This window comes from Alloacidobacterium dinghuense, assembly GCF_014274465.1.
In the GTDB taxonomy this organism is placed as follows: Bacteria; Acidobacteriota; Terriglobia; order Terriglobales; family Acidobacteriaceae; genus Alloacidobacterium; species Alloacidobacterium dinghuense.
Genome location: NZ_CP060394.1, coordinates 311,131 through 336,931, shown reverse-complemented (window position 1 = coordinate 336,931; position 25,801 = coordinate 311,131). Strand labels below are relative to the sequence as shown.

The following is a 25,801-nucleotide window of genomic DNA, read 5'->3' as shown; positions in this document are numbered from 1 at the left end:
TCATCCTCAGGTCTAAGCGTTGCGCATCATGACGACTGAGCCGTCAAAATCGAAATTGAACTCCATCTCGCTGGCTCCCGCGTCCGCCATGGCTGCGCGGAGACGCTTTCTGTCCTGGGTGTGTAACAGTAGAAAGCCGTTGCCACCGGCGCCTACGAGCTTACCGCCGGTCGCGCCACCGCGGCTTCGGGCTAGCTCGTACAATTCATCCACTCGATCATTCGTCATACCTTTCGATCGGCCTCGCTTCCGTAACCAGTGTTGATGCATAAGTAGGCCAAGTTCATGTACTGCGCCCGCTTCAAGCACACGGCGTATCTCCTGCCCAAGCTGCTTCACGAAATGCAGCCCATCCAACATGTCCTTTTCACGCTGCTCCGAACGCTTTCTTTGATCGTCAAGCAGCGCCGAAGCGCTACGCGTCTGTCCGACAAAGAAGAGCATGAGTGAGTCGCGAAGTTCCTTAAGCGCCGTCTCGCTGACCCTCAAAACAGTCATACTTACTGAATCGTCGGATTTATATTCCTGACAAAGAAGACCGCCATATGCAGCAACGTACTGATCTTGCTTGCCGACGGGCTCCTTCAAACGGTTCATTTCGATATCGACTGCCTCGCGCGCCAGTGTCTCGGCAGTTGTCCTCTTTCGCTCGTATGCATAAAGAGCGTGGATCAGGCCCACTAAGAATGCTCCCGATGAGCCCAGACCTGTTCCAGCCGGAACATCGGCAATACTTACGATCTCCAGCGGACGAGGTGCCTGGTGCAACATCAATGCCTCCCGAAAAAGCGGATGCCTCACCTCTTCACATGTCTGTGTATGTTCCATCTCTGAATACTTCAGGAAGTATCCTGGCAAGAAACTTTTATTGATGGTGATATAGACGTACTTATTAATGGCGGCTGATAGTACAAAGCCCCCGAATTCTCGATAGTATGACGGCAAATCCGTGCCACCACCGCCAAAAGAAATGCGCAGGGGCGTACGCGTTATAATCACCGTTCGCACCCGGCCAGAGATAGCAGCTCGCTCTCTCTCGATTTCCGAAGAGCTTCCAACATCTGCTCCGTCGCACGAAAGCCTTCAGGAGATCCGATTTCGTAGAACCGAGTATGTACCTCATGTGCAGCCAGCCTTCGATTCGTGGCTAGATCCCGCATTACATCAGCGAGGTCAAATCGCTCATCATCTGGCCAAGGGGCAAGGACGCTGGATCGCATCAGACTCAGGCCATAATCGACATGGCGCATCCTTGGCGTGCGGCTATGCTTGTCATAGAAAAGGATCTCTCCGTCTACCGCCTCAACATTGCTCGCATCCCATTGCCTGTCGCTCCTGACAACTGTCATCAATGCCGGCCTCCCTGAGAGAAGAAAGGCTCTCCATGCGCGCACCGGGTTTGCCAACAGGTAGCTGTCACCGTACATCACGAAAAAGCTGTCGCCCAGCAGTGGTACAGCGCGTCGCAGTGCGCCGCCTGTTCCCAGTAGACTATTGCCGTCATAGGAATATCGAATGTGGCATCCGAATCTTGCCCCATCACCCGCAAAGGCCTCGATCTGATCTCCGAAATGCCCGCAGCAGATGACGATGTCCTCGATGCCTTGCCCAACCAACAGTCTTAATTGGTGGGCGACAAAGGGCTCGCCACTGATCTTGAGCATGGATTTCGGAACATCATTCGTCGCAGGCCGCATGCGCGTGGCAAGCCCGCCGGCAAGAATTGCGAGAGGAGGTAGATCGCTATGCATAACAGACTCGCCCGTCGGCAATCATTTCCATTAAGGCGATGCGAATGGCTTCGCGGCTTGTATAGCGGCATGCCCAACCCAATCCCCTGACTTTGTTGCAATTAAGTCGGACGACTGGCACGTCGCCCCTCCAACCCCGGTCGCCGCCGGTGTATTCAAAGTCCGGTAGCACATTCAGCTGCAGACATTCTGCAGCAAGCTCCGCGATCTCCGTCACCGTAATCGCGTCCTCGCTGGCAACATTGAAGATAGCGAAGGGTTCTTTAGAATGCGCCTCGACACGTAGCAGAGCACTTACAACATCGGAAACATGAATATAGGACTTGCTTTGTTTCCCGTCTCCAAGAATCTGCAATCTCTTCGGATTGATTATCAACCGGCGCACGAAATCAAGTCCGACGCCATGAGTCTGCCGGGCGCCTACCACATTTGCGAATCGAAACACGCATGCGGTTAGATCGAACATCGCACAGTAGCTGGCGATCAACGCCTCGCCAGCGAGTTTGCTCGCACCGTAGGTCGATATCGGAATCAATGGACAGTGATCCTCATTGACTTCATAGGTGCCAAGGTCGCCGTAAACACCGCTTCCGGAGGCATACAGCAACCGCCTGACGCCTGATCGACGCATGGCTTCGACGACGTTGTTCGTCAACCGTGTCCCCTGCTCGAAATCAATCTGAGGCTCGAACACTGCACGAGCAATGTCTGGATTCGACGCCAAGTGCACCACAACGTCATACCCAGCCATCGCCTCGGTCAAGGCCGTTAGATCTTGTAGATCGGCGCGCCGCACATGAAGCCGACGATCGCTCTCATGCGCTTCGTAATGCCACTCACGCCCGGAGGAGAAATTGTCGTACAAGGTAACGCTTTCGACACAGTCATCCTCAAGAAGCGCACCTGCAAGATGGCTGCCGATGAAACCGGTCCCACCAGTCAGAAAGTATCGGCGTCCCTGGACATTGGCAGATGAACTCGTAAACATTGGGCAGATATCAAAGACTGCAGGTACTTCTGAATACTACTTTTCTTAAAGGAGCCAACTAGCTCGTTGGTCCAAAAATGCGATGAGCGAGTTACTAAGCATAATCGTGTCGATTGCTGATTTGCAGAAAACGCTAACAAATTCTGCCCCGGCTGGAAACATTACCGAAGTTTTCTTGTAAATTATGCATTTGACTTGACTTGTGACACATATCCAGCGATATATGTCCATAACTAGACCAATAACTTAGTACGCTGTTACTTATTGCTTGACTTAGCCTTGGATTCTTCCTACTCACCGCCAGGACAGACGGATGGAGGTCCATGCCCAAAACTGCCTCGAGGAGTAACCTTGCAACACTCAATTACCGTCGGCCTGCCTGTTTACAATGCAATGCCGTTCTTGCCAGAGGCGATGGAAAGCATCCTTCAGCAAACAGCAAGCAACTTCAGCATTCTTGTCGTCGTCGATGGAGCAACGGATGGCAGCCTTGAATACTTGGAAGCTATACGGGACAATCGTCTTCGCATACTCTCACAGGCACATGCTGGGCTTCCAGCGACTTTGAACCGATTGCTTCGGGAGGCGAAAACAGGCTGGCTCGTACGTCAGGACGCCGATGACGTCTCCTACCCGAAAAGGATCGAGCGCATCCAGGAACACATTTCACGAGAGCCCGACGCTGGTATGTTTTATTCTCTGGCTGAGTATTATCCATCGAGCCACAGCATGGGGCTGTTTCGAAGCAGCCGCGGATCGCCGCAGGAGCTACGACAAATCGTACAATCCGGCTACTTATTGTCAATCTGTCATCCCACCGTGGCCCTGAATGTTGAGAAAACCCTCGCGGTAGGTGGATACCGCAATTTGGCGCATGCTGAAGATGCAGACCTCTGGTGGCGAATGGCCCTCCAGTATGACATTCATCTACTGCCGGAGATACTCCTGGGTTTTCGGCAGAATGCTTCAAGTATCAGTTCGCGATATTCGTACATCCAGGAGTTACACGGACTCTACATTCAGTACCTGCTGTTGTCGCATTTATCGGACCAGAAGGCACTACCCTTTGCCGATCTCGTTTCGCTGCTTGAAACCAGGATTTCGGCGAGAAGGCTCGAGGCGAAACGGCAGCTTCGATGCTTAAATATGAACCTTGGTGCAAAGCACTATGGAGGAGCCTTTATGGCGCTTGTCCTCTCCTTTCTTGCTTCGCCTGCCTATTTTGCCCAACGTGTGAAAGACGAATTGTTTCCGAATACCTGCGTGGCGAATGGAGTTTCTCCCGAGTTTTTCTATCGCAGAAAGGAAGTCTTTTGGCCATGAGTCTGAGCAGATTCTTCGATATAGAGGTCAAGAGCCGGAAGAAGCTTTCGAGGCCATTCCCCGCACAACCCCGATGCCCGATCGCCGGTGTCCCTGTCAATTGCCTGACAATGGAGGAGGCCTCCCAACAAATCATCGATGCGCTTCGGCGGCGTTCCTCCGCAGCGCCATTTCTCGTTATGGGCCCAAACGCACAATTGATCACTGTAGCGCAGAAAGATGACCGCCTCTTCGAAGCCTTGCATGCATCTGCGCTGAATGTTCCGGATGGTATTTCCGTCGTGCTTGCATCCAAAATTCTCGGAGGGAAGTTGACGAGCCGCGTTCCGGGAGGCGAGCTCATGGAGATCCTTTGCCGCGATTCCGCACGATATGGTTTAAGAGTTTTCTTTCTCGGAGGGTTGCCTGAGGCCGCAGCGTTAGCTTCTAGACAATTGCAGCGGCGTTATCCAGCCCTGTCGATAGCCGGTACATATTGCCCTCCCTTAGGATTTGAGCGCGACTCAATGGAGTGCGCTCATATTCGCCAGCTCATCACGGAAGCCGCACCAGATCTTTTGTTTGTGGCGCTTGGAGCTCCCAAACAGGAGATATGGATGCACGAAAACTGCTCCACGCTTCCAATTGGAGCAGCCATGTCAGTCGGAGCTGCCTTCGATACCCAATGCGGTCTACGGAGACGTGCACCACGATGGACCCATAGGTTGGGTTTGGAGTGGCTTTACCGCCTGATACATGAACCCAGGCGTCTCTGGCGCAGATATCTGATCGGTAACCCACACTTCGTCTACCTCGTAATGAGGCAACGTTTCCTCTATGGCCGTATCGCTGGAAGAGATAGCACCTTGTCGTTCACAAGTTTCGGCCAGAAACATGGTTCCCTGCCATCTTCTCTTAAGCCCGCGTGCGATCCACTCACCATCGAATCGCAGACTTAACACCCCATAAACAAACGAGAATACATGCCTGAAATCGATCAACTACGCGTCAAATTATTCTGTGATGGAGCTGACTTCGGCAGTTTAATCACATGGTCGGCAGATCCGCGCATCAAGGGATTCACAACAAATCCGACACTTATGCGCAAGGCGCAGGTTGTCGACTACGAAGCGTTTGCCAGAGAGCTCCTCAAGGTGATTCCGGACCGCCCTGTGTCTTTTGAGGTGCTAGCTGACGATCCCGAGACCATGGAGGAACAGGCGCTAACTATCTCCGCCTGGGGGCCAAATGTAAATGTAAAAATGCCCGTTACGAACACATGGGGCGCATTTACAGGACCGGCATTGCGCCGGCTCTCCCGCTGCCGTGTGGCGCTGAATGTCACGGCGCTCTTCACGCTGGCACAGATTGAACGTGTGGCAGACTGCTTGGATCCAGACACGCCCACCATCATCTCTGTCTTCGCTGGGCGTATCGCTGATACAGGCATTAACCCGGCACCTCTCATGCGAGATGCGGTTCGAATGCTGGAACCGCTACGGAATGTAGAACTCCTGTGGGCAAGCCCGCGCGAAGTGCTGAATATATTTCAGGCAGAAGACATAGGTTGCCACATTATCACTTTGCTCCCAGAGATGCTCGGCAAACTCAGCCTCATCGGCAAAAATCTCGATACCTTTTCCCAGGAAACAGTCCGTATGTTTTATCGTGACGCGTGCGCTGCTGGTTATCAAATCGACATCCGGAAAGAAGCCACGATACTAGCTGTTTAGATCGCGCACTATGATTTGCGCTGCCTGCCATAGGTCAGCGGCAATATGATCCGCCTCTGCTGCTGGCGGAAATAGCGCGCCTATTCCGATAGTTCGCGCCCCTGCCGCCAGCCCGCACTCGATATCCGTTTGGCGATCGCCAATCATCCAGGATTGTCGGAGATCAAGCGCAAACAAATCGCGCGCCTTTAGAAGGAAATATGGCGACGGCTTCCGGCAAAAGCAATCCCCAGTTACCAAAGGATGATGGAGGCAGTAGTAATAGGCGGCGAATGAAATGCAAGCCTCAAGCATAGCGGTCTCAAGGCGTCTATGAATCGCGTCAAGCGTACGCATGGTCGCCTTACCCTTGGCATAGTTGGGCTGGTTTGAAACAAGGAATAAGAGATAGCCGTCATCCTGCAGTAAATGCAATGCAGAAATCACTTTCGGAAGGAGTTCGAATTGCTCGGGCCTCAGCGGCGATTCATATGCACCCGTTGCCGGATTCCAGATATTGCTGTTTAAGACTCCGTCGCGATCAAGAAATACTGCACGCCTCATGCTGAAACCAGTGTTGACTCCCACTTGGTACTGTTCACCTTGAGCCGCGGGTGGGAAACAATAAGATGCCACACGACGGCCTGAAAGGCTTCAACAAGTGGTGTGACCATATCTTCGACGATTGTGGGGATGATGACACACGCGTCCGCCACCTGGGCGGTATAGCCTCCATCTCGTCCTACAACCCCGAGAACCTTTGCTCCTACTTGTGTCGCAAGCTCAACACTACGCACAATGTTAAGACTGATACCGTGCGCAATACTGCCGCCCCCAACGGAAAACACTACTACAGCATCGCGCGCATTCAGCTTGCTAACGCGCAGCCAGTTGGCATAACAAGTTTCCCAACCATCATCGTTCGTACGCGCAGTCAACTCCGAAACATTGTCACTTGGCGCATAACACTCTATTTCGGCGATCTTCCTGAAATCATTGACAGCATGGCTGGCATTCGCTGCGCCACCTCCGGTTCCTAGAAAAAATACCCGCCCCCCGTTATCACGGACCCCTGCCAAAAGCTCTGCCATACGATCCAGACACGATGGCTCCAGTCGAACAGCAGTTTCCTGCGTCGCTTGCAGAAACAGCATAGTGTGCACACTCATATCCGCTTAAAATCTCCCCATTTATTCCCTGGATCTGCTGGTCTTAGATCTGCTCATTGTCTAAGGCTGCGCAGTTTATGGCGTAGGTTTTCCGGCAACAAGCAAAACGACATAAAGATCACAAACTGCTTTAAGCCGAATCGGCCGTTCCAAAGGAATTCCCAAAACAGTTGCCCTTGTACAAACGGCCCCGCTCGACATTTACGTGCCCGAGAGGCACATTCAGTCGCAATGAAAAATGAATAGGCATGGGCACTCATCGTGGGACGAACCTGCTTAGCCCAGGCAAGGGATGTTTTCCAATCTGTGCCTTGACTCACGCTTTCACCTTGACCGCCGGTACGCATAAGAGTCAGCGCCTCGGGAAGCATGACGATCTCCACATCGGGTCGTGCGGCAACCCTTAACAACCAGTCCCAGTCCTGATGTCGCTTCAGCCCACTTACAAAAGGGACTTCGCACAATAGGCTTCGCTTCGCTAGGAGCGTCGAAGTTTGTAACATTCCATCGCCATAAAAAAAGCTATCCCGGCAAAAGAGATACTCTCCCATGTTCTCGCCGGTGGCGTAGAGCCGACGCGGCAATACCTGATCTCCGTCAGGACCATAAGCACGTAACCTGGAGCTAATGACCGGATGGCGAAGCAGAACATCCCAAGCAGCATCCACTTGCTTCTCGATCTTTTCTGGCATCCATTGATCGTCATCATCTAAAAAAGCCACCCATTCGCCGCATGCTTCACGCACACCAAGATTCCGCGCATCCGAGCCACCTACATTTTCTTCGAGCACAATTACTCTAAGGCGCGCATCCTCGATTCCGCCCAAGGCCCGAGCCGTTTCTACATCCGGACCATCAACCACCACTAAAACTTCAATTGGGGAATAGCTCTGCCTGAGAGCGCTCTCCACAGCACGCGCTACCAGGTGTGGACGTTTACACGTTGGAATCACCACACTGACCAAAGCGGATTCGCGCAAGCTCATCTTCCCATAATTAGGATTGGCTGCCACTCAAAGAATATAAAGGGTCTTATACATTGGATAGTTCCGACTTAATAAGTAGGCAAACCAAAGTAATCGAGTGACAGATTGGTCGAAGTTTCAAGTGAAATCAAACATGCCTGCAAGCATCTTCTTACGCTGCGCAACAGGAAAATGCTCGATCGCGTAGCGCAACGTCGTTCGGGGAATCTTCGCATAGTGCGTCCGCAGAAACTGAATCAATCGCGCCCTATCTTTGATACCCGCCTCGCGCAATACCCATCCCACTGCTTTATGAATCAGGTCATGCCCATCATCGAGCAGCATCTCAGCCATCTCCATAGCATCGTCTAGCTCCCCTGCCCACACCAGTGTCATGGTAGAGACCATTGCGATACGCCGCTCCCACAAACTGGCCGATTTCGCCAGCTTGCGCAGGATCTTTCGTGGATGGCTTTTCAGGTGCTCTCCGAGAATGGGGCGAGCTGAAGCATCCACCAAGTCCCAGTTGTTAATTCGACTCGTATTCTTGAAATAAAAGTCGACGATCACCCTGCGTTGCTTCTCATCGCCGCGCGCATACTGTATGACGAGAATCTCAAGTGCCGCCGCGCGAAAATCGTGGATTCTCGAATTGAGCAGCTTCTGCAAATCAGGCAGAGAAAGTGCGCGATGTCTCAACGCAATTCTGCGCATGGCAGGAACTGGAATCCCTAAGAAGACATCGCCTTCGCCGTACTCACCCTTGCCGCTTTTAAAATAGCGCGCCACTTGCAGGGCCCGGGCTGCATCGCCTGCCTCTTTCATCTCTCGTTCAAGATTTGCTCGCGTTTGCTTCTCGACCACCATATTCCGATCAACAGTCTACTTTGAGAGCAGGCAACATACCGAAACAGCTATCATGTCCAACATCTATGATAAGGAGTAGTTCTATCCTGCAAAGAATCTTCGGTCCGGAGACCGAGTCAACTGAGCCAGACGACTCACGCAGGACCAGCCACCTCATTCCGCGCTGGATATTCCTCCGAGCTCTCGGACTGATCTACTTCTCAGCCTTTTATTCATTGGTTTTTCAAATACGTGGTCTCATCGGACCGGAAGGTATTTTGCCAGCTCAACAATACCTGCAGGCCGTAGATCGCTCCTTGCCCGGACTTACACGCTTCTGGTTTGCGCCTACCCTCTTCTGGTTTTCAACCAGCAACCATGCACTCATCGGCGTCACGGTCACCGGACTGATCGCCTCCCTGCTCGTCACCATCAATGTCTGGCCGCGCCTCACCTTGCTGGTTTGCTTCGCCTGCTTCCTTTCCTTCGTCAGTGCCGCCGGTGATTTCTCCAACTATCAGTCCGATGGAATGCTACTCGAGGCGGGCTTCATCTCGCTTTTTTTCGCGCCGCGAGGTTTCTGGCCCGGACTCGGAATGGTGTCCGCTCCATCCCGGGCCAGCCTCTTCCTGCTCTTGTGGGAGTGGTTTCGCATTTACTTTGAATCCGGATTGGTAAAGCTTCTGAGTGGCGACCAGGAGTGGCGCCACTTCACCGCGATGGATGAGTATTACCAGAATGGCCCGCTGCCCACTTGGATCGGCTGGTATTTGCAACATCTGCCGCATTGGTTTCACGCCTTCACGGTCGGCGCAACACTCACGATGGAACTGGCACTCGTCTTCCTGTTTTTCCTCCCGCGGCGATTTCGTATTGCTTGCTTCTTCATCGTCACACCTTGGCAAATCGTTGTGATCGCAACGGCGAATTACACCTTCCTGAACTATCTGGTTCTGTCGCAGGGTTTCTTGCTCCTCGACGATCAATGTATCGTGCGCATTCTCTCGCAACGATTCCGACCTGTACTATTCAATTCCGAACCAGATCTTCCCCTGGAACAGACTCAGGCAAAGGACCTCTTGCCTCTGCCGGAGACCGCAAGCGACGCGCCATCGGAACCAAAGCCTGCTCCACTTAAGAAAAGCTGGCGGAAACATGCTTCAGCAGTCCGACTCGCCATGAGCGCAGTCTTCCTCACATGGGTGTTCTACGTCACAACAGCCGAACTCATCCACATGCTGTGGCGTCAAGCTCCGTTACCATCGGCGCCGATTGCGGCACTTGAACCATTTCGGATTGCCAATCAATATGGCCTATTCGCTGTCATGACCCGTGGCCGCTACGAAATTGAATTCCAGGGCTCATATGACGGCGAAAATTGGACGGCCTATCCCTTCAAATACAAACCGCAGGCACTCAATGAACCACCACGCGTCTATGCGCCCTATCAACCGAGGTTCGACTGGAACCTATGGTTCGCCTCCCTCGGCGATTGGCGACAGAACTCGATCGTGCCACTTACGGAAGAGCGACTGCTGACGACAAGCACCAGTGTGATTCAACTCTTCGCTGGCGATCCATTTCATCAGTCCCCACCGAAATACGTCCGCGCGGTACTCTGGCAGTATTGGTTCACTTCCATGGCAGAGAAGCGTGCAACGGGTCTATGGTGGAAACGTCAACTGCTCGGCCTCTATGCCCCCGCATTAACTGTGAAACCCGACGGCGCTTTCGACGTCGCGCAATGGCCGGAGCCCCTTCCGCCCCATGAGTGACAACAGCCTTCTTATCGGACAGAAGCATCATCAACTCCACGGATGCCACGCCGTTGTTGTCGGCTCCGGGCCCAATGGCATGGCCGCCGCCATTGTTCTTGCAGAAGCGGGTTATGGAGTCGAGCTTCACGAGGCACAGTCAACGATCGGCGGCGGCGCTCGCACCTTAGAGCTCACTCTTCCAGGTTTTCTCCATGACTTCGGTGCGGCAATTCACGCCATGGCCGCAGGATCTCCCTTTTTTTCTTCTCTGCCGCTCAGCCAGCACGGAGTCGAATGGATTCACCCTCCACTTCCTCTGGCGCATCCGCTCGATGATGGCACCGCTGTGATATTGGAGCACAGCCTGAGCGATGCAGCACATATGCTTGGCAACGATGGCAGCCGGTGGTACCGAATCTTCAAGCCTTTGGCAGAGAATTGGTCTCAAATCGCAGCTGAGGTTCTGCAACCCGTCATTCATATGCCGCGCCATCCATTTCTGTTCGCGCGTTTTGGAATTTCTGCCTTTGCGTCTGCCAAACTATTCGCCAGCACATTTTTCAAAGAAGCGCGGACTCGCGCTCTCTTCGCTGGCATCGCCGCTCACTCGTTTCTTCCGCTCGCTGCGCCTCTTAGTTCCTCTGGTGCAATCATGCTTGCAGCGGCAGCGCATGCAGTAGGCTGGCCCATGGCTCGCGGAGGATCGCAGTCCATCACCAACGCGCTTGCTTCAATCCTGAAAGAACTCGGTGGATGCATCCACACCAACTCACCCGTCACTTCACTTGATCCCTTTGAACGTAACACGCTTTTTCTCTGCGACATCAGCCCTCGCCAATTACTTGCAATCACTGGGCACCGTCTGAACCCAGCTTTTCGGCACAGTCTGGAGACATTCAAGCCTGGTCCTGGCACGTTCAAGGTTGACTATGCACTCACCGAGCCCATTCCGTGGAAGGCTGCCGATTGCCTGCGTGCCGGAACAGTCCATCTCGGTGGTACGTTCGAAGAGATCGCTGCCTCAGAACGTGCAATTGCAGATGGACAGCACCCCGAACGTCCCTTCGTGCTACTCACTCAACCAACGCTCTTCGATGAGACCCGCGCCCCTCAAGGCAAACATATCGCCTGGGCATATTCCCATGTACCCAACGGCTCAACCTTCGATATGACCGATCGGATTGAAGCGCAGATAGAGCGCTTCGCACCAGGTTTTCGCGACTGCGTCCTCGCCCGTCACATCTCTTCGCCCGCCACGCTTGAATCGATGGATGCCAACCTTCTCGGCGGCGACATTAGCGGCGGAGCCATGACGCTTTGGCAGACCATCTTTCGTCCAACCCGAAGAAATTACTCTACGTCCGATCCAAATATCTTTCTTTGTTCCGCTTCGACACCTGGAATTGGAGGCGTTCATGGCATGTGCGGCTATCATGCAGCGCATGCGGCATTAAAACATTGCTAAGCGCAGAACTCGCACGGAACATAGCTTCGCCTGCTTACAAAAGTTCTTTATGCTGGCATTTCCATTGGCTTCGGGATATAAGCACTATAAACAACCTCAATCGCAACCCCAACCCAAACACCACGTGGGGACTCATTCTTAAATGGATTTCGAGCAGCTCAGAACTTTCCTGGAAGTAAGCAGATTAAAAAGCTTTTCCCGCGCCGCTGAGAAACTGGGCGTCACCCAGCCAGCCATTTCAGCGCAGATACGCTCCCTCGAAAACGAGGCTGGCGCTCGACTCTTCGATCGCGACGGCGGCAAGGTTACCTTCACTGCCGCCGGGCGTCTCTTCGAACCATTTGCCGAGCACTGCCTGCAGGTCCACAGCCACATAATGGTTGCTATTGGTGAACTACATCGTTCACCGCGCGGAGAAATCTCCGTGAGCGCCAACGAGGCCACCAGCCTATACGTCCTGCCGTCGGTCTTCGCCCAATTCAAGAAGCAGTACACCCGCGTTAATCTCTCTATCGTCCGTGCGGACCGTGCACGATCGCTTGAGGCCGTTCTCAACCGCGAAGTCGACTTCGGCATCGTCTCTCTTCCGGTAAAAGATGTCCGCCTTACCGTGGACATCATTCACAAGGATGACCTGGTTCTGGTCGTCCCCAAGACACATCCTCTGGCAACCCGTGACCAGGTCAAATTCTCAGAGATCTTGCAATATCCTCTTTTATTACCCAAGCACGGGCGACAGCGGGAGCAGATTGACGACACCTTCCGCAGCAACGAGGTGCAGCCGCGCATCGCCATGGAAGTCGACTCCAGCGAACTCCTCAAGCGCCTCATCGGTGCAGGCCTGGGAATGGGCTTCTTGCCGCGTTCCAACATTCGCGATGACGAGCGCAATGGCCTTCTGAAAACCCTCAAAGTGGAAGGCGTTCGCCTAAGTCGCGAGCTGGCTCTCGTTTTTCGCAAAGATAAAACACTCACGCGCGCGGCGCACGCATTTCTCGAAATCGCCACAGGCCGCGCACGACCGATGCCCGTTCCGACGAATACAAAAACTCGCTGATCTTAGGTCGCCAGTAAATACGATTAAGGCGAGCCAGTCCCTTCGAAAGAGTTCTCATCGACAAAGGAATTCGTACATCGTCAGCCGCCTGCTTTATACAAAGGCAAAGCGAAAGAATATGCGCGCCTGGCAATGTTCTTCTTCTGGCTTTGCGTGATGGGCGTCGGCAATTTTCTTTCCTATGTGCCGATGCGTACATTCACCACGCACGCTGACATGGTGACCACAGCAATGTCTCTCCCTGGGTCATCGCATTCGTCCTCGGAATCCCTTTCGCAGTTGCAATCTGGCATTTCTTCGCGAGAATTTTGCCGGATGCGGAGGCGTTTCTATTCCCCGACGACCCTGCCCACCCCAGGTAGTCCTCGTGCTGCTGACCACCTATTTTTCTTCGTTTTCTTTGGAGGCTCCGGTAGGCGCAATTACGGAGACGCCTCCCACGCGCTCTCAGCAATTTCTGAATACGCCCTTTCCTGCACGTCACCCTCGTCTGCTGGCAACGAAGAAAGGAAGACACCATCGCAGGATAATCTCAGCAAATAACTGACCCGATAGAGTGCCGAAGCCGTGCCATAAGGGAGCCACAAAATAAGTGCGGGCTTTAGCCGCCGGGAACTTTTTCGCACCTCTCCAACTACTCCATCTCCGCCACCTTGCGCATCTTCGCCTTCTTCATAGCCGTCCCCGGAGGATAGCCGGTCGATTGCCGCACCGTAAGCTTCGTCTGAATGTGCCACGACTTCTTCGCATGGCTGTGCGTGGGCTCCACATGCGAACGCAGCGCACCAAACGCCGCCCTGGCCAGGTCATTCCGCGCCATTCGTACCGTGGTCAGCGGAGGATAAACAAACTCGGCAAGGTGAATATCGTCAAAGCCGATGACCGAAATGTCATCAGGAACGCGCAAACCCTTGCTGGCCAGCACACGTAGCGCGCCAATCGCTGTCATATCGTTCGAACACATCATCGCCGTCGGCAAGTCTTTGCTATTCAAAATCTGCTCCATCGCTTGCATCCCGCCTTCGAGCGTATGGTCACCTTCCACCAGCCACTCCGGAGCAGGCCGCACGCCGATCTCCGCGGCCGAACTCAGAAATGCCTCTTTGCGAAGCTGGCAGCTTCTCTGGTGCATCGGTCCGCTGATAAACCCCAGCTTGCGGTGCCCCAGCGCCCCCAGATGCTGCACCCCCTCGCGAATCCCATGGAGATAGTCCACCGCAAGCGTGCTGACATTTTCGCTTGGCGGCGCGGCGTCCACAAACACCATGGGGATATTGCGGGAAACCAGCTCGTCAAGCAGCGGCTCTTCGATGCCAAAGGTCATCACGGCCACGCCTTCCACATTTCGCTCAATCATGCGCCGAACGCAAATCTCCATGCGCTCCGGATCGTAGTTCGTCGACCCGATCAGAATCTCGTAATTATTCTCAATGGCAATGTCCTCGAACCCTTGAATCAGCTCGGGGAAAAAGGGATTCGTGATTTCTGAGATGAGCAAACCAAATAGCCGGCTTCGTCCAGAAACGAGTGCGCGCGCCTGCGTGTTCGGGAAGTAGTTCAGTTCTTCGATCGCTTTCCAAACGCGCTTGGTAAGCTCTTTATCTACGGTCGGTACACGGTTGATAGTGCGTGAAACGGTGGCAATGGAGACACGCGCGTATTTCGCTACATCGCGAATGTCCAGCCGCTTCTTCTCACTCTTCGTCTTTCTGGGTCTTTTCTTGATCATTGATAAAAGCGATCTTCCGCTTGACTTGGCAAGTGTAAATTGCATAAGGTCAAAGCGCTAGTAAACGTTTGCCAGAAAATCCATTTACCTGAGAAAAATCTGGTAAGAGCATTTCATAAATCGCTTTAGTAAGATGACCACTGCAGCTGTTTTCTGCACGAGGACAAATACCATGCTAGACGATCTCCGCGCACAAGTTCTTGAAGCCAACCTTGAGTTGGTTCGTCGCGGCCTCGTTCTCTACACCTTTGGAAACGTCAGCGGCATCGATCGCCAGACAGGCCTCGTTGCCATTAAGCCAAGCGGGGTTCCGTACGAATCAATGCACGCCGGGCACATGGTGATTACAGACCTCGATGGCAAAATCGTTGAAGGCGATTTACGTCCCTCATCCGATCTCGCCACGCACCTGTTGCTCTACCGCGAATTCCCCAAAATCGGAGCCGTTGTACACACGCACTCTGAATATGCCACCGCCTGGGCACAGGCTGGACGGAGCATCCCAGCCTACGGCACCACACACGCCGACTACTTCTATGGTCCGGTTCCCGTAACCGACGAAATCACCGCAGACGACATCAATGGCGACTACGTGCACAACACCGGCCTCGCCATCGTTCGGCGCTTTCGCGACCTCGACCCTGAAGCAGTACCCGCAGTACTCGTCGCTGGCCACGCTCCCTTTTGCTGGGGAAGGACACCAGCGGACGCTGCACACAACGCGGTAGTGCTTGAGGCAGTCGCTCGCATGGCTTTCTACACAACAGCACTCAACCCAGAATGCAAAGGAGTGTCCCAGGCCCTGCTGGATCGCCATTACTTCCGCAAACACGGCGCCCATGCAACCTACGGACAAAAAGGTTGAGAGCTTTCCCCCAGTTCGATTCGAGACTTATGCAAGTGCCTATGAACAAGGACAGTCACAATAACCGAGGCAATTAAGAGCATGCCCTTTCAATACGCCCACCGCCTTTTCAGCCATCCCCAGGCTCTGGCTTTTTTTCAAGGCAAATCACTCGCCCATCTCAACGGTGTCGACATACTCGTCATCGCCGTTTACTTCGCCATCGTCATCTTCATCGGCTTCTACCTGAAGGGCTCAACCAACACCAGCGAAGAGTTCTTTATGGCCGGCCGCGAAATGACCGCCTGGATCGCCGGCCTCAGCTTCGTCTCCGCCAACCTCGGATCGCTCGAACTGATGGGCTGGGCCGGCTCCGCATACCAGTACGGCATCCTCGCCACGCACTGGTATTGGATTGGCGCGATCCCCGCCATGCTCTTCCTCGGCATCGTCATGATGCCCTTCTACTACATCTCGAAAACCCACTCGGTCCCCGGCTACCTGCACCTCCGCTACGGTGATGGAGCCCGCGCACTCTCCGCCGTCAGCTTCGCATTCATGACCGTCCTCATGAGCGGCATCAACATGTACTCGATGGCCATCGTCATGAAGGTCGTCCTCGGCTGGAACCTCAATTTCAGCATCTGGGTTTCATCCATTACCGTCGCCCTCTACGTCGCCCTCGGCGGCCTGCGATCGGCAATCTTCAACGAAGTCCTGCAATTTCTTTTGATCTGGCTCGGCGCATTGCTCGTTCCCATCCTGGGACTCATCGAAGTCGGCGGCTGGACGAACCTCCGCCAGCAAATCCTCACCAACCTCGGTCGCAACGACTACGTCCATCTCTGGAGCACCCTCGGCCACTTTCACGACAACCCAATGGGCATCCACTGGACCGGCATCGTCTTCGGCCTCGGCATGGTCATCAGCTTCGGCTACTGGACTACGGATTTTCTGGTAGTCCAGCGTGTACTCTCCGCGCACAACCTGCGCGCTGCGCGCATGGCCCCCATCATCGGCGCAGGATTCAAGATGGCCGTCCCGTTCATCGTCATCCTTCCCGGCCTGCTCGCGCTCTCCGTGCTGCCCTTCCATCTCGTCGGAGCGCCGGAGGCAGCCGCCACCGGCCAGCATAGTTACAACGAAGTCCTTCCCCTGATGCTCGTCCGCTATTGCAGTCCCGGACTCCTCGGCCTCGGCGTCACCGCGCTCATCGCCGGCTTCATGTCCGGAATGGCAGGCAACGTCAGTGCCTTCTCCACCGTCTGGACTTACGACATCTACGGCGCATTCCTGAACAAGAAAGCCACCGACCAGCACTATGTCGCGATGGGCCGCTGGTGCACCTTCATCGGCGTGCTCATCTCCGTCGGCACCGCGTATCTCGTTCAGCACGCAGCCAGCATCATGGATTACGTGCAGGCGCTCTTCAGCTTTTTTATCGCGCCGCTCTTCGGAACCGTCATTCTCGGCATGCTCTGGAAGCGCGCCACCAGGGCAGCTGGATTCTGGGGCTTGCTCGCCGGAACCCTCACCGCCATCGGCCTCTGGGCATGGGTGCACAACGACCCCTCGGCGCTGCGCTACGTCGCGCTCTCTGCCGACGCCAAAACCATGGCCGAAGACATGTACCGAGCTCTGTGGTCATGGCTCGTCTGCGTCATCGTCACCATCGTGGTCAGCCTCATGACCAAGCCCAAGCCCGAAGCTGAGCTCGAAGGCCTCGTCTACGGCGCATCGAAAATTCCCGAAGAACACGATGACCATTGGTTCCAGAAACCCATCATCTGGGCCGGAATCATCGCCGTCCTCTTCGTCGTTCTCAACGTAATCTTCTGGTAGGAGAGAAAAATGCGCGAATCAATGTCGATCTGGTTTTTCGCCGGCGTCCTCTTCCTCATCTACGGCGTCATCATCACAGCAATAGGTTTCTGGGAGTTGGCAAACCCTCCCGCGCATCCGCCTGTCTTATTCAACCTGCACCCCTCGATATGGTGGGGCGGCATGATGGCAATCGCTGGGCTGGTCTACACAATCCGCTTCTGGCCGCGCGTAAGAAGGTAATGTCTGGGTGCCCACATCTTGAAAAGATGTGGGCTTGGCAGGATATCGGGTGCCCCATCCTTTGCGAAGCAAAGGGTGGAGACCACAAATTTAAGACATGCAATAAAGGGCTGTAGCCCCTGAGGGAAATTCCAAAGGACCCACCAGATGAAAAAGCAACTCACATTCGCAGTCATTGTCGGCAGCCGCGGATTCTTCCCGCACCACCTCGCGAAAGAAGGCCGCGAAGAGATGACCAAGGTACTCGACGCCGCCGGCTACAAAAGCATCGTGCTCACGCCCGAGCAGACGCAGCACGGAGCCGTCCAGACCCCCGACGACGCCCGCCACTGCGCCGAGCTCTTCAAGCAGCATCGCGAAGAGATCGACGGCATCATCGTCACCCTGCCCAACTTCGGCGAAGAGCGCGCCATCGTCGACGCTATTCGCCTCTCCACGCTCAAAGTCCCTGTGCTCGTGCAGGCCACGCCCGATCGTGCCGACATCATGAAGATCGCCAACCGCCGCGACAGCTTCTGCGGCAAGATGTCTGCCTGCAACAACCTCATGCAGTACGGCATCCCCTACTCGCTCACCGCGCTCCACACCGTCTCGCCCAGCTCCGACGCCTTCAAAAAAGATCTCGCCTGGTTCGCGGCAGTCTGCCGAGTCGTCAACGGCTTCAAGAACCTTCGCATCGGCGCCATCGGCGCTCGCCCTGCGGCTTTCAATACCGTCCGCTACAGCGAAAAGCTTCTCGAACTCAACGGCATCTCCGTCGAAACACTTGATCTTTCAGAAGTCATGGGCCGCATCGCCCGCATGAAGGACACCGACGACACAGCACAATCCAAACTAGCCGCCATCAAGTCCTACGTGTCTACCAGTGGAATCCCTGAGGCAGCCTTGATGAAGATGGCCAAGCTAGGCGCGGTCATCGACGGTTGGATGAAGGAAACCTACTGCACCATCAGCGCCATCCAGTGCTGGACCTCGCTCGAAGAATACTTCGGCGTCGTCCCATGCACCGTCATGAGCATGATGAGCGAGAACCTCTTCTCCAGCGCCTGCGAAACCGACGTCGTCGGCGTGCTCAGCATGTACGGCCTCGCTCTCGCGTCAGAAACACCCAGTGCCTTGCTCGACTGGAACAACAACTATGGCGACGACCCCGACAAGGCCGTCTGCTTCCACTGCTCCAACCTGCCCAAGCACTTCTTCGCCGACGTCAAGATGGACTACCAGGAAATTATCGCCGGCACGGTCGGCAAAGAAAACACCTTCGGCACCTGCGTAGGCCGCGTCAAAGCGGGAGCCATGAGCTATCTCCGCTTCTCCACCGACGACTTCAACGGCAAAATCCGCAGCTACGTTGGCGAAGGCGAATTCACCAGCGATCCGCTGGAAACCTTCGGCGGCGCAGGCGTAGTCCACATCCCGAAGATGCAGAAGTTACTTCGCTTCATCTGCGAACGCGGATTCGAGCACCACGTAGCCGCCAATTTCTCAACCGTAGCCAGCCCAGTCTACGAAGCATCGACGCGCTACCTCGGCTGGGATATGCACTACCACGAGAACCCCAACGCCTAACCCCACTCAGGGAAGTCATCCTGAGCGGAGCGAAGGATCTGCAGTTGCGTACAAGCCACGAACAACGGGTGCCCCATCCTATCGCGCTGTAGTTGCGCGATAGGGTGGGAGACCACAAATGTGAGTTCTATCAAGAACAAGGTAGGCGCGGGTCCTTAACACCGGGTGCCCCACATCTCAAAGAGATGTGGGATCAGAACAAGGTAGGTGCGGACTTTAGCTCGCGCATTCAAAGATCAACAAAAGGGGGGGCTTCAGCCCCTGAGGTAACAGATGTCCACAATAGCAGGCGTAGATTTCGGAACCCTAAGCGTGCGCGTCACCCTCCTCGACAGCGCCCGCGGCGGGGAAGATGTAGCAAAAGGCCGCCTTGCCACCGCCGTCGCCGAATACCCGCTCCACCGCAAGCGCGAAGACCCCGACTACGCCACGCAGTCCCATCAGGACCAGATGGACGCCCTCGTCAAAGCCACTCGTCAGGCCATCCAGGACGCAGGCATCGACGGCTCCCAGATCGAAGCCATGGCGCTCGACACCACCGGCTCCAGCGTCATCCCAGTCGGCGAAAACCTCCAGCCACTCGACGACTACTACCTCTGGTGCGACCATCGCGCCAAAGAGGAAGCGCAGCAAATCACCGAGCTCGCCCACCGCGAACAGCTCGAAGCCATCGAGTGGTGCGGCGGCGTCTACTCCCACGAGTGGGGATTCGCCAAGCTCCTCCACTGGCTCCGCCACAACCCCGACAAGCGCGGCCGCTTCGTCACCGCCTTCGAACACTGCGACATGGTCGCCGCAACTCTCTGCGGCGTCACCGACGCAAAGCAGGCGAAACGCAGCGTCTGCGCCATGGGCCACAAATGGATGTGGAACCCGAAATGGGACGGCCTGCCCTCACAGGAATTCCTCTCTAAACTCGATCCGCTCTTCGAAGGCATCCGCGAAAAACTCGCAGGCAGCTACGAAACCTCCAACAAACTCGCCGGCCATCTCTCGCCCCAATGGGCCGAAGCCATGGGCCTGCGCGCCGGAATCCCCATCCCCGTCGGCGCCTTCGACGCGCACTGGGACGCCATCGGCGCAGGCTGCCGCGAGGGCGACGTGGTCAATGTCGTCGGCACCTCTACCTGCATCATCGCCATGCAGAAGAAGGCCAACCTCGTCCCCGGCGTCTGCGGCGTCGTCCCCGGCAGCGTCCACCCCGCTTACACCGGAGTCGAAGCCGGCCTCTCCGCCACGGGCGACATCTTCGAAGCCATCGCCCGCCGCGCCGGACACAAAGTCTCCGAATTATCCAAGGGCCTCGAAAGTTACCGCGCCGGACAGACCGGCCTTCTCCGCCTCAGTTGGGACAACGGCGACCGTACCGTCCTCGTCAACTCCGAGCTCGGCGGCGTCACCCTCGGCTGGAACCTCATCCACACCGCCCAGGACGAGCTCTACGCCGCCATCGAAGGCACCGCCTTCCACACCCGCATCATCCTCGACCGCATGGCCGAATACGGCGTTCCCGTCGACCGCGTCATCAACGCCGGCGGAATCCCCCAAAACAACCAGGTCCTCAACCAGGTCTACGCCGACGTCCTCGGCAAGCCCGTCCTAGTCCCCGCCGGAATCCCCACCAGTCTTGGCTCCGGCATCTTCGCCCTACTAGCCGCCAAAGCCTTCCCATCCATCGAAGACGCACAGGCCAGCATGTGCCTAAGCTACAAAACCTTCACGCCCAATCCGGAAGCCCACTCCACCTACAACCGCCTCTTCGACCACTACAAACGTCTCTATTTCGCCCTCGGAAAACGCAAATCCGACCCCACCGTCATCGGCGACGTCCTCCCAAACCTACGCAAAATAGCCGCGGAGGTAACGCGAGGAGCCTGAAGGCCCGCGCCAATCGCCTCACCGACTCCATCAGATTCGGCCTGTCAGATGGATTCGCCAGCCTTCGCCAACCAAAACCACGGGAGCCAAAACGCACATTACTGGAGTATCATCTTCCTAACAGCTCCCGGCTGCCTGAGTTCAGCTATGTCTAAAGGTTTTAAGCGCGCCATCCTTGCAATTTCTGTACTTCTAGTGATTGTTGTTTTCCTCGGCGGATTCGGCCTGAGCGGCGTGCGCGCCGGAACGCAGAATGATGGCGCCTATCGACAGGTTGGTGTATACGAAGAAGTTCTGCATAAGATCCAAAGCGACTACGTCGTTGAACCAAGCATCGCCAACGTCACCAATGGAGCGCTGCACGGCCTTCTGGAATCGCTCGACTCCGATTCCAGCTATCTGACTCCTGTCGAATACACGGCCTACAAGGCCCATGCAAATGAAGGCACAGCGCAGGTTGGACTCAATATCTCCAAGCGCTTCGGATACGCAACCGTCGTCTCCGTCATGCCTGGCAGCCCAGCAGAACGCGAACAGATTCAGGATGGCGACATCGTCGAGTCCATTGCCGGCCAGTCGACCCGGGAAATGTCCTTGGCCATGATCCGGTTGATGCTTGAGGGCAAACCGGGAAGTGACGTTACCTTCTCTTTGGTTCGTCCGAATCGCGGCAAGTCGGAACCTGACAAAATTACCCTTACGCGAAGCGCGATTATTGCCCCGACAATGGGCGAACAGCAATACGAGAACTCAAGCATCCTCTATCTCAAGCCAATCGTTCTTACCAAGGCGCGCGTCGACGATATTGAGGCCCACCTCCGCTCGATGCAGAAGAATGGCAACAAGAAGGTATTGCTGGACCTACGCGATGTAGCCGAAGGCGACGAGAACCAGGCAGTCCGGCTGGCAAATGCCTTCCTGCAAACGGGCACGATTGCTTCGCTTGAGGGTCAGAAAGTGCCGAAGCAGATCTTTACCGCCGAACCGGGAAAGTTCATCACATCTGCGCCACTTGCGGTTCTTGTCAACCACGGAACTTCCGGTCCGGGCGAATTGGTAGCTGCGGCGATCCTGGACAACAAGCGCGGCGACGTGGTCGGCGACCGTACCTTCGGTGAAGGCACAGTGCAGAAGACCATCGAAATGCCCGATGGCTCTGCCCTGATTCTTTCGGTGGCAAAGTATGAATCGCCTTCCGGCAAAAAGATTCAGGATGAAGCTGTAACGCCGAATGTGGTCGTGGCTCCGAACATCGATCAGTATCTGGCGGCGGAGGAGGGTCCGGACAACAACCAGCAGACTGCGCAAAAGCCGGAGTCTCACCCGGACGACCAACTCAATAAGGCTCTCGATCTTCTAAAGCAAAAGAGCGCCTAGCGTCAGTATTTTCGTATTCGCCTTCTCGTTTCCGATTCACGGGTCCACACAGTTGAAGCAGCGGCCTCAAGCAACTAACGGCGGCTTTCGCCCCGGCGCGGGACGGCGCAAGGTAGCTGGCGGTGTAGCGCTGGCGGTACTGCTGCTGCTGGCGGTCGTCGTTGGCTCCATGAGTGGATTCATGCTGGTCTACTCGGTCAATCTTCCACAGATTGATGACCTGATGCGTTACCGGCCCAACACCACCACAGACCTCTACGACGCGCACGGTCGCATCTTCGGCTCGTTTGCTCTCGAACGCCGCGTTCTGGTCAATTACAACGATCTCTCTCCCCTGCTCCGCGAGGCAGTGATCTCCATTGAAGACAAGAATTTCGAGAGCCACTGGGGTGTAAACTTCTTTCGCGTGATTGGAGCGGCCTATCACGATCTGACTTCGAAAAACCGCGCACAGGGCGCCTCGACGCTGACGATGCAGTTGGCGCGCAACCTCTTCCTTTCGAGCGAGCGTACCTTCGGTCGCAAGTTGCAGGAGGTTTTGCTCTCCATTCAGATCGAACACACCTTCACGAAGCAGCAGATTTTTGCTCTGTATGCCAACCAGATTTACCTGGGGCGTGGAGTGTATGGGTTTGAGGCTGGGTCGGAGTATTACTTCAGCAAGCAGGCCAAAGACCTCACCCTGCCGGAAGCGGCGCTGCTGGCAGGTCTGCCGAAGGGACCGACCGAGTATTCTCCGGTGCTCAATCCTGACAGGGCCTTCCGGCGACGCAACATGGTCATCAATTCCATGCTTGAGGACGGCGTCATTACCGCTGCCCAGGCGAATGTTGCCCGCTCGGCTCCGTTAGGGCTGCATATCGAGGCTCCTCCGAACAGCGTGGCTCCGTGGTTCGTTGAGGAGGTCAGACGCGAGCTGGAGCGGAAGTTTGGGTCCGACCAGGTGCATCAGGCGGGGCTGAAGGTTTATACCACTCTCGATCTCGACCTGCAGGAAACGGCAAACCGCGTAGTGCTCGACGGATTGGCTGGTTATGAGCGCCGTCACGGCTGGCGCGGCCATCTACTCAACGTCATTGCGGGCGGCGTTGGCATGGAGGGGTTCAAGCATCCAGATTGGGTTGTTCCGCCGCAGACTGGAGCTTATATTCATGCGCTGGTGACAGGTGTTCTTCCTTACCAGGTCACGGCGCGAGTTGGCGATGATCAGCTTGTGCTGACGCCGGATGACTGGACATGGACCGGATTCCGGACGGCGGATGGATTCCTGAAGCAGGGCGACATCATTTACGTTCAACTGCGCGAAGAGGAGGGCAATCTGCTGCGCGGAACGCTCGAAGAAGACTCCGGCGTGCAGGGATCGCTGATGGCGATGGACAATGCTACCGGCGACGTTCTGGCCATGGTCGGCGGCCGCGACTTCAACATGTCGCAGTTCAACCGCGCAACGCAGGCGGAGCGGCAGACCGGATCATCCTTCAAGCCCTATGTCTACACCGCCGCGATCGAGGAAGGCGCGACTCCCGAAGAGAGAATTCTCGACGCTCCAACCTCATTCGGCGGATACACGCCGCACAACTACGAGGGCAACTACCTCGGCAACATCACCCTACTGAAGGCTTTTGCCGATTCCCGTAACATTCCGGCACTAAAGCTTGCCGAGCGGGTCGGCATGCACAAGGTCATCGATGTTGCTCATCAGTTCGGCATCACAGCCAATATTCCGGCGTACCTTCCAGTGGCGCTCGGATCGGTCGAGGTGTCGCTTGAGCAGCAGATGGCCGCCTACGCCGCCTTTCCCAATGACGGCATTCGTATTGCGCCTCGGCTGATCCGGCGCGTGACGACGGCTGAAGGCGCTCCGCTGATGGAAGACACTCCCGAAGTTACGGAGGCAACCAGCGCGAAGGTGGCGCGAACCATGATGGTTCTGCTGCGCGAAGTGACCCGCAGTGGGACTGCCAAGGATGCGGCGGTGCTGAGCCATCCCATCGGCGGCAAAACCGGCACGACCAGTGATTTCACCGACGCCTGGTTTCTCGGCTTCTCACCTTCGACGACCTGCGGCGTCTGGGTGGGCTACGACAACCGCGAGTCGCTCGGTGATAAGGAAACCGGAGCAAAGGCCGCGCTGCCGCTCTGGGTCGACTTTATGCGCGCCGCCATCGCAGGCAAGGACAACGAAACTTTTCCCGGTGAAACTGCACCGAGACCAGTGCACCTGGCGCAGGCTGCGGTGAAGGTTCCGACCCAGTCAATTCATTGAAGCCTGCACATAAAGTGCTGCATCTATTAGTTATGTCGCAGAAACGTGTCATTCTTTATAGCCAGCCCGGATGCCCACCGTGCTTTGCTGCCAAACATTTCTTCAGTTCGCGCGAGATCCCCTTTGAATACAAGGATGTGACCGCCGATCCGAAGGCGCTGCAGGAACTGATGGATTTAAACAGCCAGTCGACCCCGACGATTGTCGTCGATAACGAAGTCATGATCGGCTTCGACATGGACCGTCTGGAGCATCTGCTGGGCTGAATCAGTCATTTAGCTGTTCCGTATAATCAGAAAAGCCGCCCGTATCAGGGCGGCTTTCTTTATTTTCGGACACTTCATCTCAATTCCAACAAATCAGGCCATAATTCCCTGCGCCCACTCGCTCTTGTAAGTTATTGTGGATAGGTCGGTTGTCGCATTTCCCGGACGTGATGGAGGTTTTGCCAGATCCGTGCGTGCACTTCTGGAACGGTCGATGGTGGTATTGTTGGCGGCTTTGCTGATCTCCTATGCCGGAGACTGGCTGGTCTACCGCTATCGTCTGGCCCACGGAACGGCACTCGGCTCGGTCAAGGTGAACCAGTTCCTCGCCGTTCCGCTTAAGGACGGGAAATATGAGCTTGATTGGACCGGCTCACAGCAGGTGGAATGCGCGCGCGCGATTTTTCCGCGAGGGAGCGATGATCCCTGCTGGTGGCTCAAGCGCCACGCCGATCAATGGACCAAGCCGTAGCACAGAAACCGACTGAGGATGGCATGGTTGGCGCAAAACGACGCTTGCATCACTAAACCCGCAGTATCATTCTCGTAAGCAATTGAGTAGTATCCGTAATTTCCATGAACTCTGAGTGCCCCGTGCCGACACGGGGCATTTTTTTGCAGGGTGCTCCTGCGCTTGCTGCATGGGCGGTGCTGTGCACACACGATGACCGAATCCGGCTCGAATTTTTTTGCGCAGATGGCCCAAGTCGGCTTTCCGGATAGCCACTGTTCTGAAACAATGGCTTTGCAACCGTTTCAACTGAAATATGATTTCATGCGATTGATCAAGTATCCG

23 protein-coding genes are annotated in these 25,801 nt (G+C 55.6%); 15 read left to right on the top strand and 8 right to left on the bottom strand.

Annotated features, from left to right (window positions below):
• Positions 1-12: 12 nt before the first annotated feature.
• The 3 genes from H7849_RS01375 to H7849_RS01365 all read right to left on the bottom strand — a co-directional run bounded on the left by H7849_RS01375 (position 13) and on the right by H7849_RS01365 (position 2,739).
• On the bottom strand, positions 13-771 hold the full coding sequence (locus H7849_RS01375; protein ID WP_251106531.1) for a GHMP family kinase ATP-binding protein: 759 nt from the start codon (positions 769-771) through the stop codon (positions 13-15).
• A 224-nt stretch (positions 772-995) separates the two neighbouring features.
• A complete protein-coding gene (locus H7849_RS01370; RefSeq protein ID WP_186743649.1) occupies positions 996-1,751 on the bottom strand; it encodes an NTP transferase domain-containing protein in 756 nt (251 codons plus the stop codon).
• Complete coding sequence (locus tag H7849_RS01365; RefSeq protein ID WP_186743648.1) at positions 1,744-2,739, bottom strand: NAD-dependent epimerase/dehydratase family protein; 996 nt, start codon at positions 2,737-2,739, stop codon at positions 1,744-1,746. The genes H7849_RS01370 and H7849_RS01365 overlap by 8 nt, the downstream gene beginning before the upstream one ends.
• A gap of 351 nt (positions 2,740-3,090) precedes the next feature.
• On the opposite strand from H7849_RS01365, the gene H7849_RS01360 reads away from it, so the two are divergent.
• The 3 genes from H7849_RS01360 to H7849_RS01350 are packed head-to-tail and all read left to right on the top strand — an operon-like array spanning position 3,091 to position 5,774.
• The gene (locus H7849_RS01360) at positions 3,091-4,062 is read left to right on the top strand and encodes a glycosyltransferase family A protein (protein ID WP_186743647.1); all 972 of its coding nucleotides are present in this window, start codon (positions 3,091-3,093) and stop codon (positions 4,060-4,062) included.
• Positions 4,059-5,000 (top strand): WecB/TagA/CpsF family glycosyltransferase, encoded by a 942-nt coding sequence (locus tag H7849_RS01355; protein ID WP_186743646.1) that lies wholly within the window; start codon positions 4,059-4,061, stop codon positions 4,998-5,000. The genes H7849_RS01360 and H7849_RS01355 overlap by 4 nt, the downstream gene beginning before the upstream one ends.
• Positions 5,001-5,024: 24 nt before the next feature.
• Positions 5,025-5,774: a transaldolase gene (locus H7849_RS01350; protein ID WP_186743645.1), complete on the top strand. Its 750-nt coding sequence runs from the start codon at positions 5,025-5,027 to the stop codon at positions 5,772-5,774.
• Here the strand turns inward: H7849_RS01350 and H7849_RS01345 are convergent.
• From H7849_RS01345 to H7849_RS01330, 4 genes are all read right to left on the bottom strand, one after another.
• Positions 5,763-6,317: a D-glycero-alpha-D-manno-heptose-1,7-bisphosphate 7-phosphatase gene (locus H7849_RS01345; RefSeq protein WP_186743644.1), complete on the bottom strand. Its 555-nt coding sequence runs from the start codon at positions 6,315-6,317 to the stop codon at positions 5,763-5,765. The genes H7849_RS01350 and H7849_RS01345 overlap by 12 nt on opposite strands.
• The gene (locus H7849_RS01340) at positions 6,314-6,922 is read right to left on the bottom strand and encodes an SIS domain-containing protein (protein ID WP_186743643.1); all 609 of its coding nucleotides are present in this window, start codon (positions 6,920-6,922) and stop codon (positions 6,314-6,316) included. The genes H7849_RS01345 and H7849_RS01340 overlap by 4 nt, the downstream gene beginning before the upstream one ends.
• A gap of 53 nt (positions 6,923-6,975) precedes the next feature.
• Entirely contained in the window at positions 6,976-7,908 is a 933-nt protein-coding gene (locus H7849_RS01335) for a glycosyltransferase family 2 protein (protein ID WP_186743642.1), read from the bottom strand.
• A 117-nt stretch (positions 7,909-8,025) separates the two neighbouring features.
• Positions 8,026-8,712, bottom strand: coding sequence for a DNA alkylation repair protein (locus H7849_RS01330; RefSeq protein ID WP_222439749.1), 687 nt, complete (start codon positions 8,710-8,712; stop codon positions 8,026-8,028).
• 107 nt (positions 8,713-8,819) lie between these two features.
• Between H7849_RS01330 and H7849_RS01325 the strand changes: the two genes are divergently transcribed.
• The 3 genes from H7849_RS01325 (at position 8,820) to H7849_RS01315 (ending at position 13,012) form a co-directional block, all read left to right on the top strand.
• Positions 8,820-10,508, top strand: a complete 1,689-nt coding sequence (locus H7849_RS01325; RefSeq protein WP_186743640.1) for a lipase maturation factor family protein — start codon at positions 8,820-8,822, stop codon at positions 10,506-10,508.
• The gene (locus H7849_RS01320; protein WP_186743639.1) at positions 10,501-11,955 is read left to right on the top strand and encodes a phytoene desaturase family protein; all 1,455 of its coding nucleotides are present in this window, start codon (positions 10,501-10,503) and stop codon (positions 11,953-11,955) included. Before H7849_RS01325 ends, H7849_RS01320 begins: the two co-directional genes overlap by 8 nt.
• 142 nt (positions 11,956-12,097) lie before the next feature.
• Positions 12,098-13,012, top strand: a complete 915-nt coding sequence (locus H7849_RS01315) for a LysR family transcriptional regulator (RefSeq protein WP_186743638.1) — start codon at positions 12,098-12,100, stop codon at positions 13,010-13,012.
• Between the two features lie 634 nt (positions 13,013-13,646).
• On the opposite strand, the gene H7849_RS01310 is transcribed toward H7849_RS01315, so the two are convergent.
• Positions 13,647-14,741, bottom strand: a complete 1,095-nt coding sequence (locus H7849_RS01310) for a LacI family DNA-binding transcriptional regulator (protein WP_186743637.1) — start codon at positions 14,739-14,741, stop codon at positions 13,647-13,649.
• Positions 14,742-14,913: 172 nt separating this feature from the next.
• On the opposite strand from H7849_RS01310, the gene H7849_RS01305 reads away from it, so the two are divergent.
• From H7849_RS01305 to H7849_RS01265, 9 genes are all read left to right on the top strand, one after another.
• A complete protein-coding gene (locus H7849_RS01305; RefSeq protein ID WP_186743636.1) occupies positions 14,914-15,606 on the top strand; it encodes an L-ribulose-5-phosphate 4-epimerase in 693 nt (230 codons plus the stop codon).
• Between the two features lie 81 nt (positions 15,607-15,687).
• The gene (locus H7849_RS01300; protein ID WP_186743635.1) at positions 15,688-17,427 is read left to right on the top strand and encodes a sodium:solute symporter family protein; all 1,740 of its coding nucleotides are present in this window, start codon (positions 15,688-15,690) and stop codon (positions 17,425-17,427) included.
• 9 nt (positions 17,428-17,436) lie between these two features.
• The gene (locus H7849_RS01295; RefSeq protein ID WP_186743634.1) at positions 17,437-17,649 is read left to right on the top strand and encodes a hypothetical protein; all 213 of its coding nucleotides are present in this window, start codon (positions 17,437-17,439) and stop codon (positions 17,647-17,649) included.
• Between the two features lie 147 nt (positions 17,650-17,796).
• Positions 17,797-19,218 (top strand): L-fucose/L-arabinose isomerase family protein, encoded by a 1,422-nt coding sequence (locus tag H7849_RS01290; RefSeq protein ID WP_186743633.1) that lies wholly within the window; start codon positions 17,797-17,799, stop codon positions 19,216-19,218.
• Positions 19,219-19,491: 273 nt separating this feature from the next.
• Positions 19,492-21,096 carry a ribulokinase gene (locus H7849_RS01285; protein ID WP_186743632.1) on the top strand — a complete coding sequence of 535 codons (1,605 nt, stop codon included), beginning with the start codon at positions 19,492-19,494 and terminating at the stop codon, positions 21,094-21,096.
• A 147-nt stretch (positions 21,097-21,243) separates the two neighbouring features.
• The gene (locus H7849_RS01280) at positions 21,244-22,473 is read left to right on the top strand and encodes a S41 family peptidase (protein WP_186743631.1); all 1,230 of its coding nucleotides are present in this window, start codon (positions 21,244-21,246) and stop codon (positions 22,471-22,473) included.
• Between the two features lie 52 nt (positions 22,474-22,525).
• Positions 22,526-24,739, top strand: coding sequence for a penicillin-binding protein 1A (locus H7849_RS01275; RefSeq protein ID WP_251106529.1), 2,214 nt, complete (start codon positions 22,526-22,528; stop codon positions 24,737-24,739).
• A gap of 32 nt (positions 24,740-24,771) precedes the next feature.
• Complete coding sequence (locus tag H7849_RS01270; protein ID WP_186743630.1) at positions 24,772-25,005, top strand: glutaredoxin family protein; 234 nt, start codon at positions 24,772-24,774, stop codon at positions 25,003-25,005.
• 190 nt (positions 25,006-25,195) lie between these two features.
• The gene (locus tag H7849_RS01265; protein ID WP_186743629.1) at positions 25,196-25,477 is read left to right on the top strand and encodes a hypothetical protein; all 282 of its coding nucleotides are present in this window, start codon (positions 25,196-25,198) and stop codon (positions 25,475-25,477) included.
• The last annotated feature ends 324 nt before the right edge of the window (positions 25,478-25,801 follow it).

Coding starts and splice junctions, on each gene's coding strand:
- H7849_RS01290 (WP_186743633.1), top strand. CDS start 17,797: ATGAAAAAGCAACTCACATTCGCAGTCATTGTCGGCAGCCGCGGATTC.
- H7849_RS01375 (WP_251106531.1), bottom strand. CDS start 771: ATGTTGCACCAGGCACCTCGTCCGCTGGAGATCGTAAGTATTGCCGAT.
- H7849_RS01365 (WP_186743648.1), bottom strand. CDS start 2,739: ATGTTTACGAGTTCATCTGCCAATGTCCAGGGACGCCGATACTTTCTG.
- H7849_RS01280 (WP_186743631.1), top strand. CDS start 21,244: ATGTCTAAAGGTTTTAAGCGCGCCATCCTTGCAATTTCTGTACTTCTA.
- H7849_RS01320 (WP_186743639.1), top strand. CDS start 10,501: ATGAGTGACAACAGCCTTCTTATCGGACAGAAGCATCATCAACTCCAC.
- H7849_RS01285 (WP_186743632.1), top strand. CDS start 19,492: ATGTCCACAATAGCAGGCGTAGATTTCGGAACCCTAAGCGTGCGCGTC.
- H7849_RS01305 (WP_186743636.1), top strand. CDS start 14,914: ATGCTAGACGATCTCCGCGCACAAGTTCTTGAAGCCAACCTTGAGTTG.
- H7849_RS01330 (WP_222439749.1), bottom strand. CDS start 8,712: ATGAAAGAGGCAGGCGATGCAGCCCGGGCCCTGCAAGTGGCGCGCTAT.
- H7849_RS01270 (WP_186743630.1), top strand. CDS start 24,772: ATGTCGCAGAAACGTGTCATTCTTTATAGCCAGCCCGGATGCCCACCG.
- H7849_RS01340 (WP_186743643.1), bottom strand. CDS start 6,922: ATGAGTGTGCACACTATGCTGTTTCTGCAAGCGACGCAGGAAACTGCT.
- H7849_RS01325 (WP_186743640.1), top strand. CDS start 8,820: ATGATAAGGAGTAGTTCTATCCTGCAAAGAATCTTCGGTCCGGAGACC.
- H7849_RS01315 (WP_186743638.1), top strand. CDS start 12,098: ATGGATTTCGAGCAGCTCAGAACTTTCCTGGAAGTAAGCAGATTAAAA.
- H7849_RS01355 (WP_186743646.1), top strand. CDS start 4,059: ATGAGTCTGAGCAGATTCTTCGATATAGAGGTCAAGAGCCGGAAGAAG.
- H7849_RS01310 (WP_186743637.1), bottom strand. CDS start 14,741: ATGATCAAGAAAAGACCCAGAAAGACGAAGAGTGAGAAGAAGCGGCTG.
- H7849_RS01335 (WP_186743642.1), bottom strand. CDS start 7,908: ATGAGCTTGCGCGAATCCGCTTTGGTCAGTGTGGTGATTCCAACGTGT.
- H7849_RS01350 (WP_186743645.1), top strand. CDS start 5,025: ATGCCTGAAATCGATCAACTACGCGTCAAATTATTCTGTGATGGAGCT.
- H7849_RS01295 (WP_186743634.1), top strand. CDS start 17,437: ATGCGCGAATCAATGTCGATCTGGTTTTTCGCCGGCGTCCTCTTCCTC.
- H7849_RS01370 (WP_186743649.1), bottom strand. CDS start 1,751: ATGCATAGCGATCTACCTCCTCTCGCAATTCTTGCCGGCGGGCTTGCC.
- H7849_RS01345 (WP_186743644.1), bottom strand. CDS start 6,317: ATGAGGCGTGCAGTATTTCTTGATCGCGACGGAGTCTTAAACAGCAAT.
- H7849_RS01300 (WP_186743635.1), top strand. CDS start 15,688: ATGCCCTTTCAATACGCCCACCGCCTTTTCAGCCATCCCCAGGCTCTG.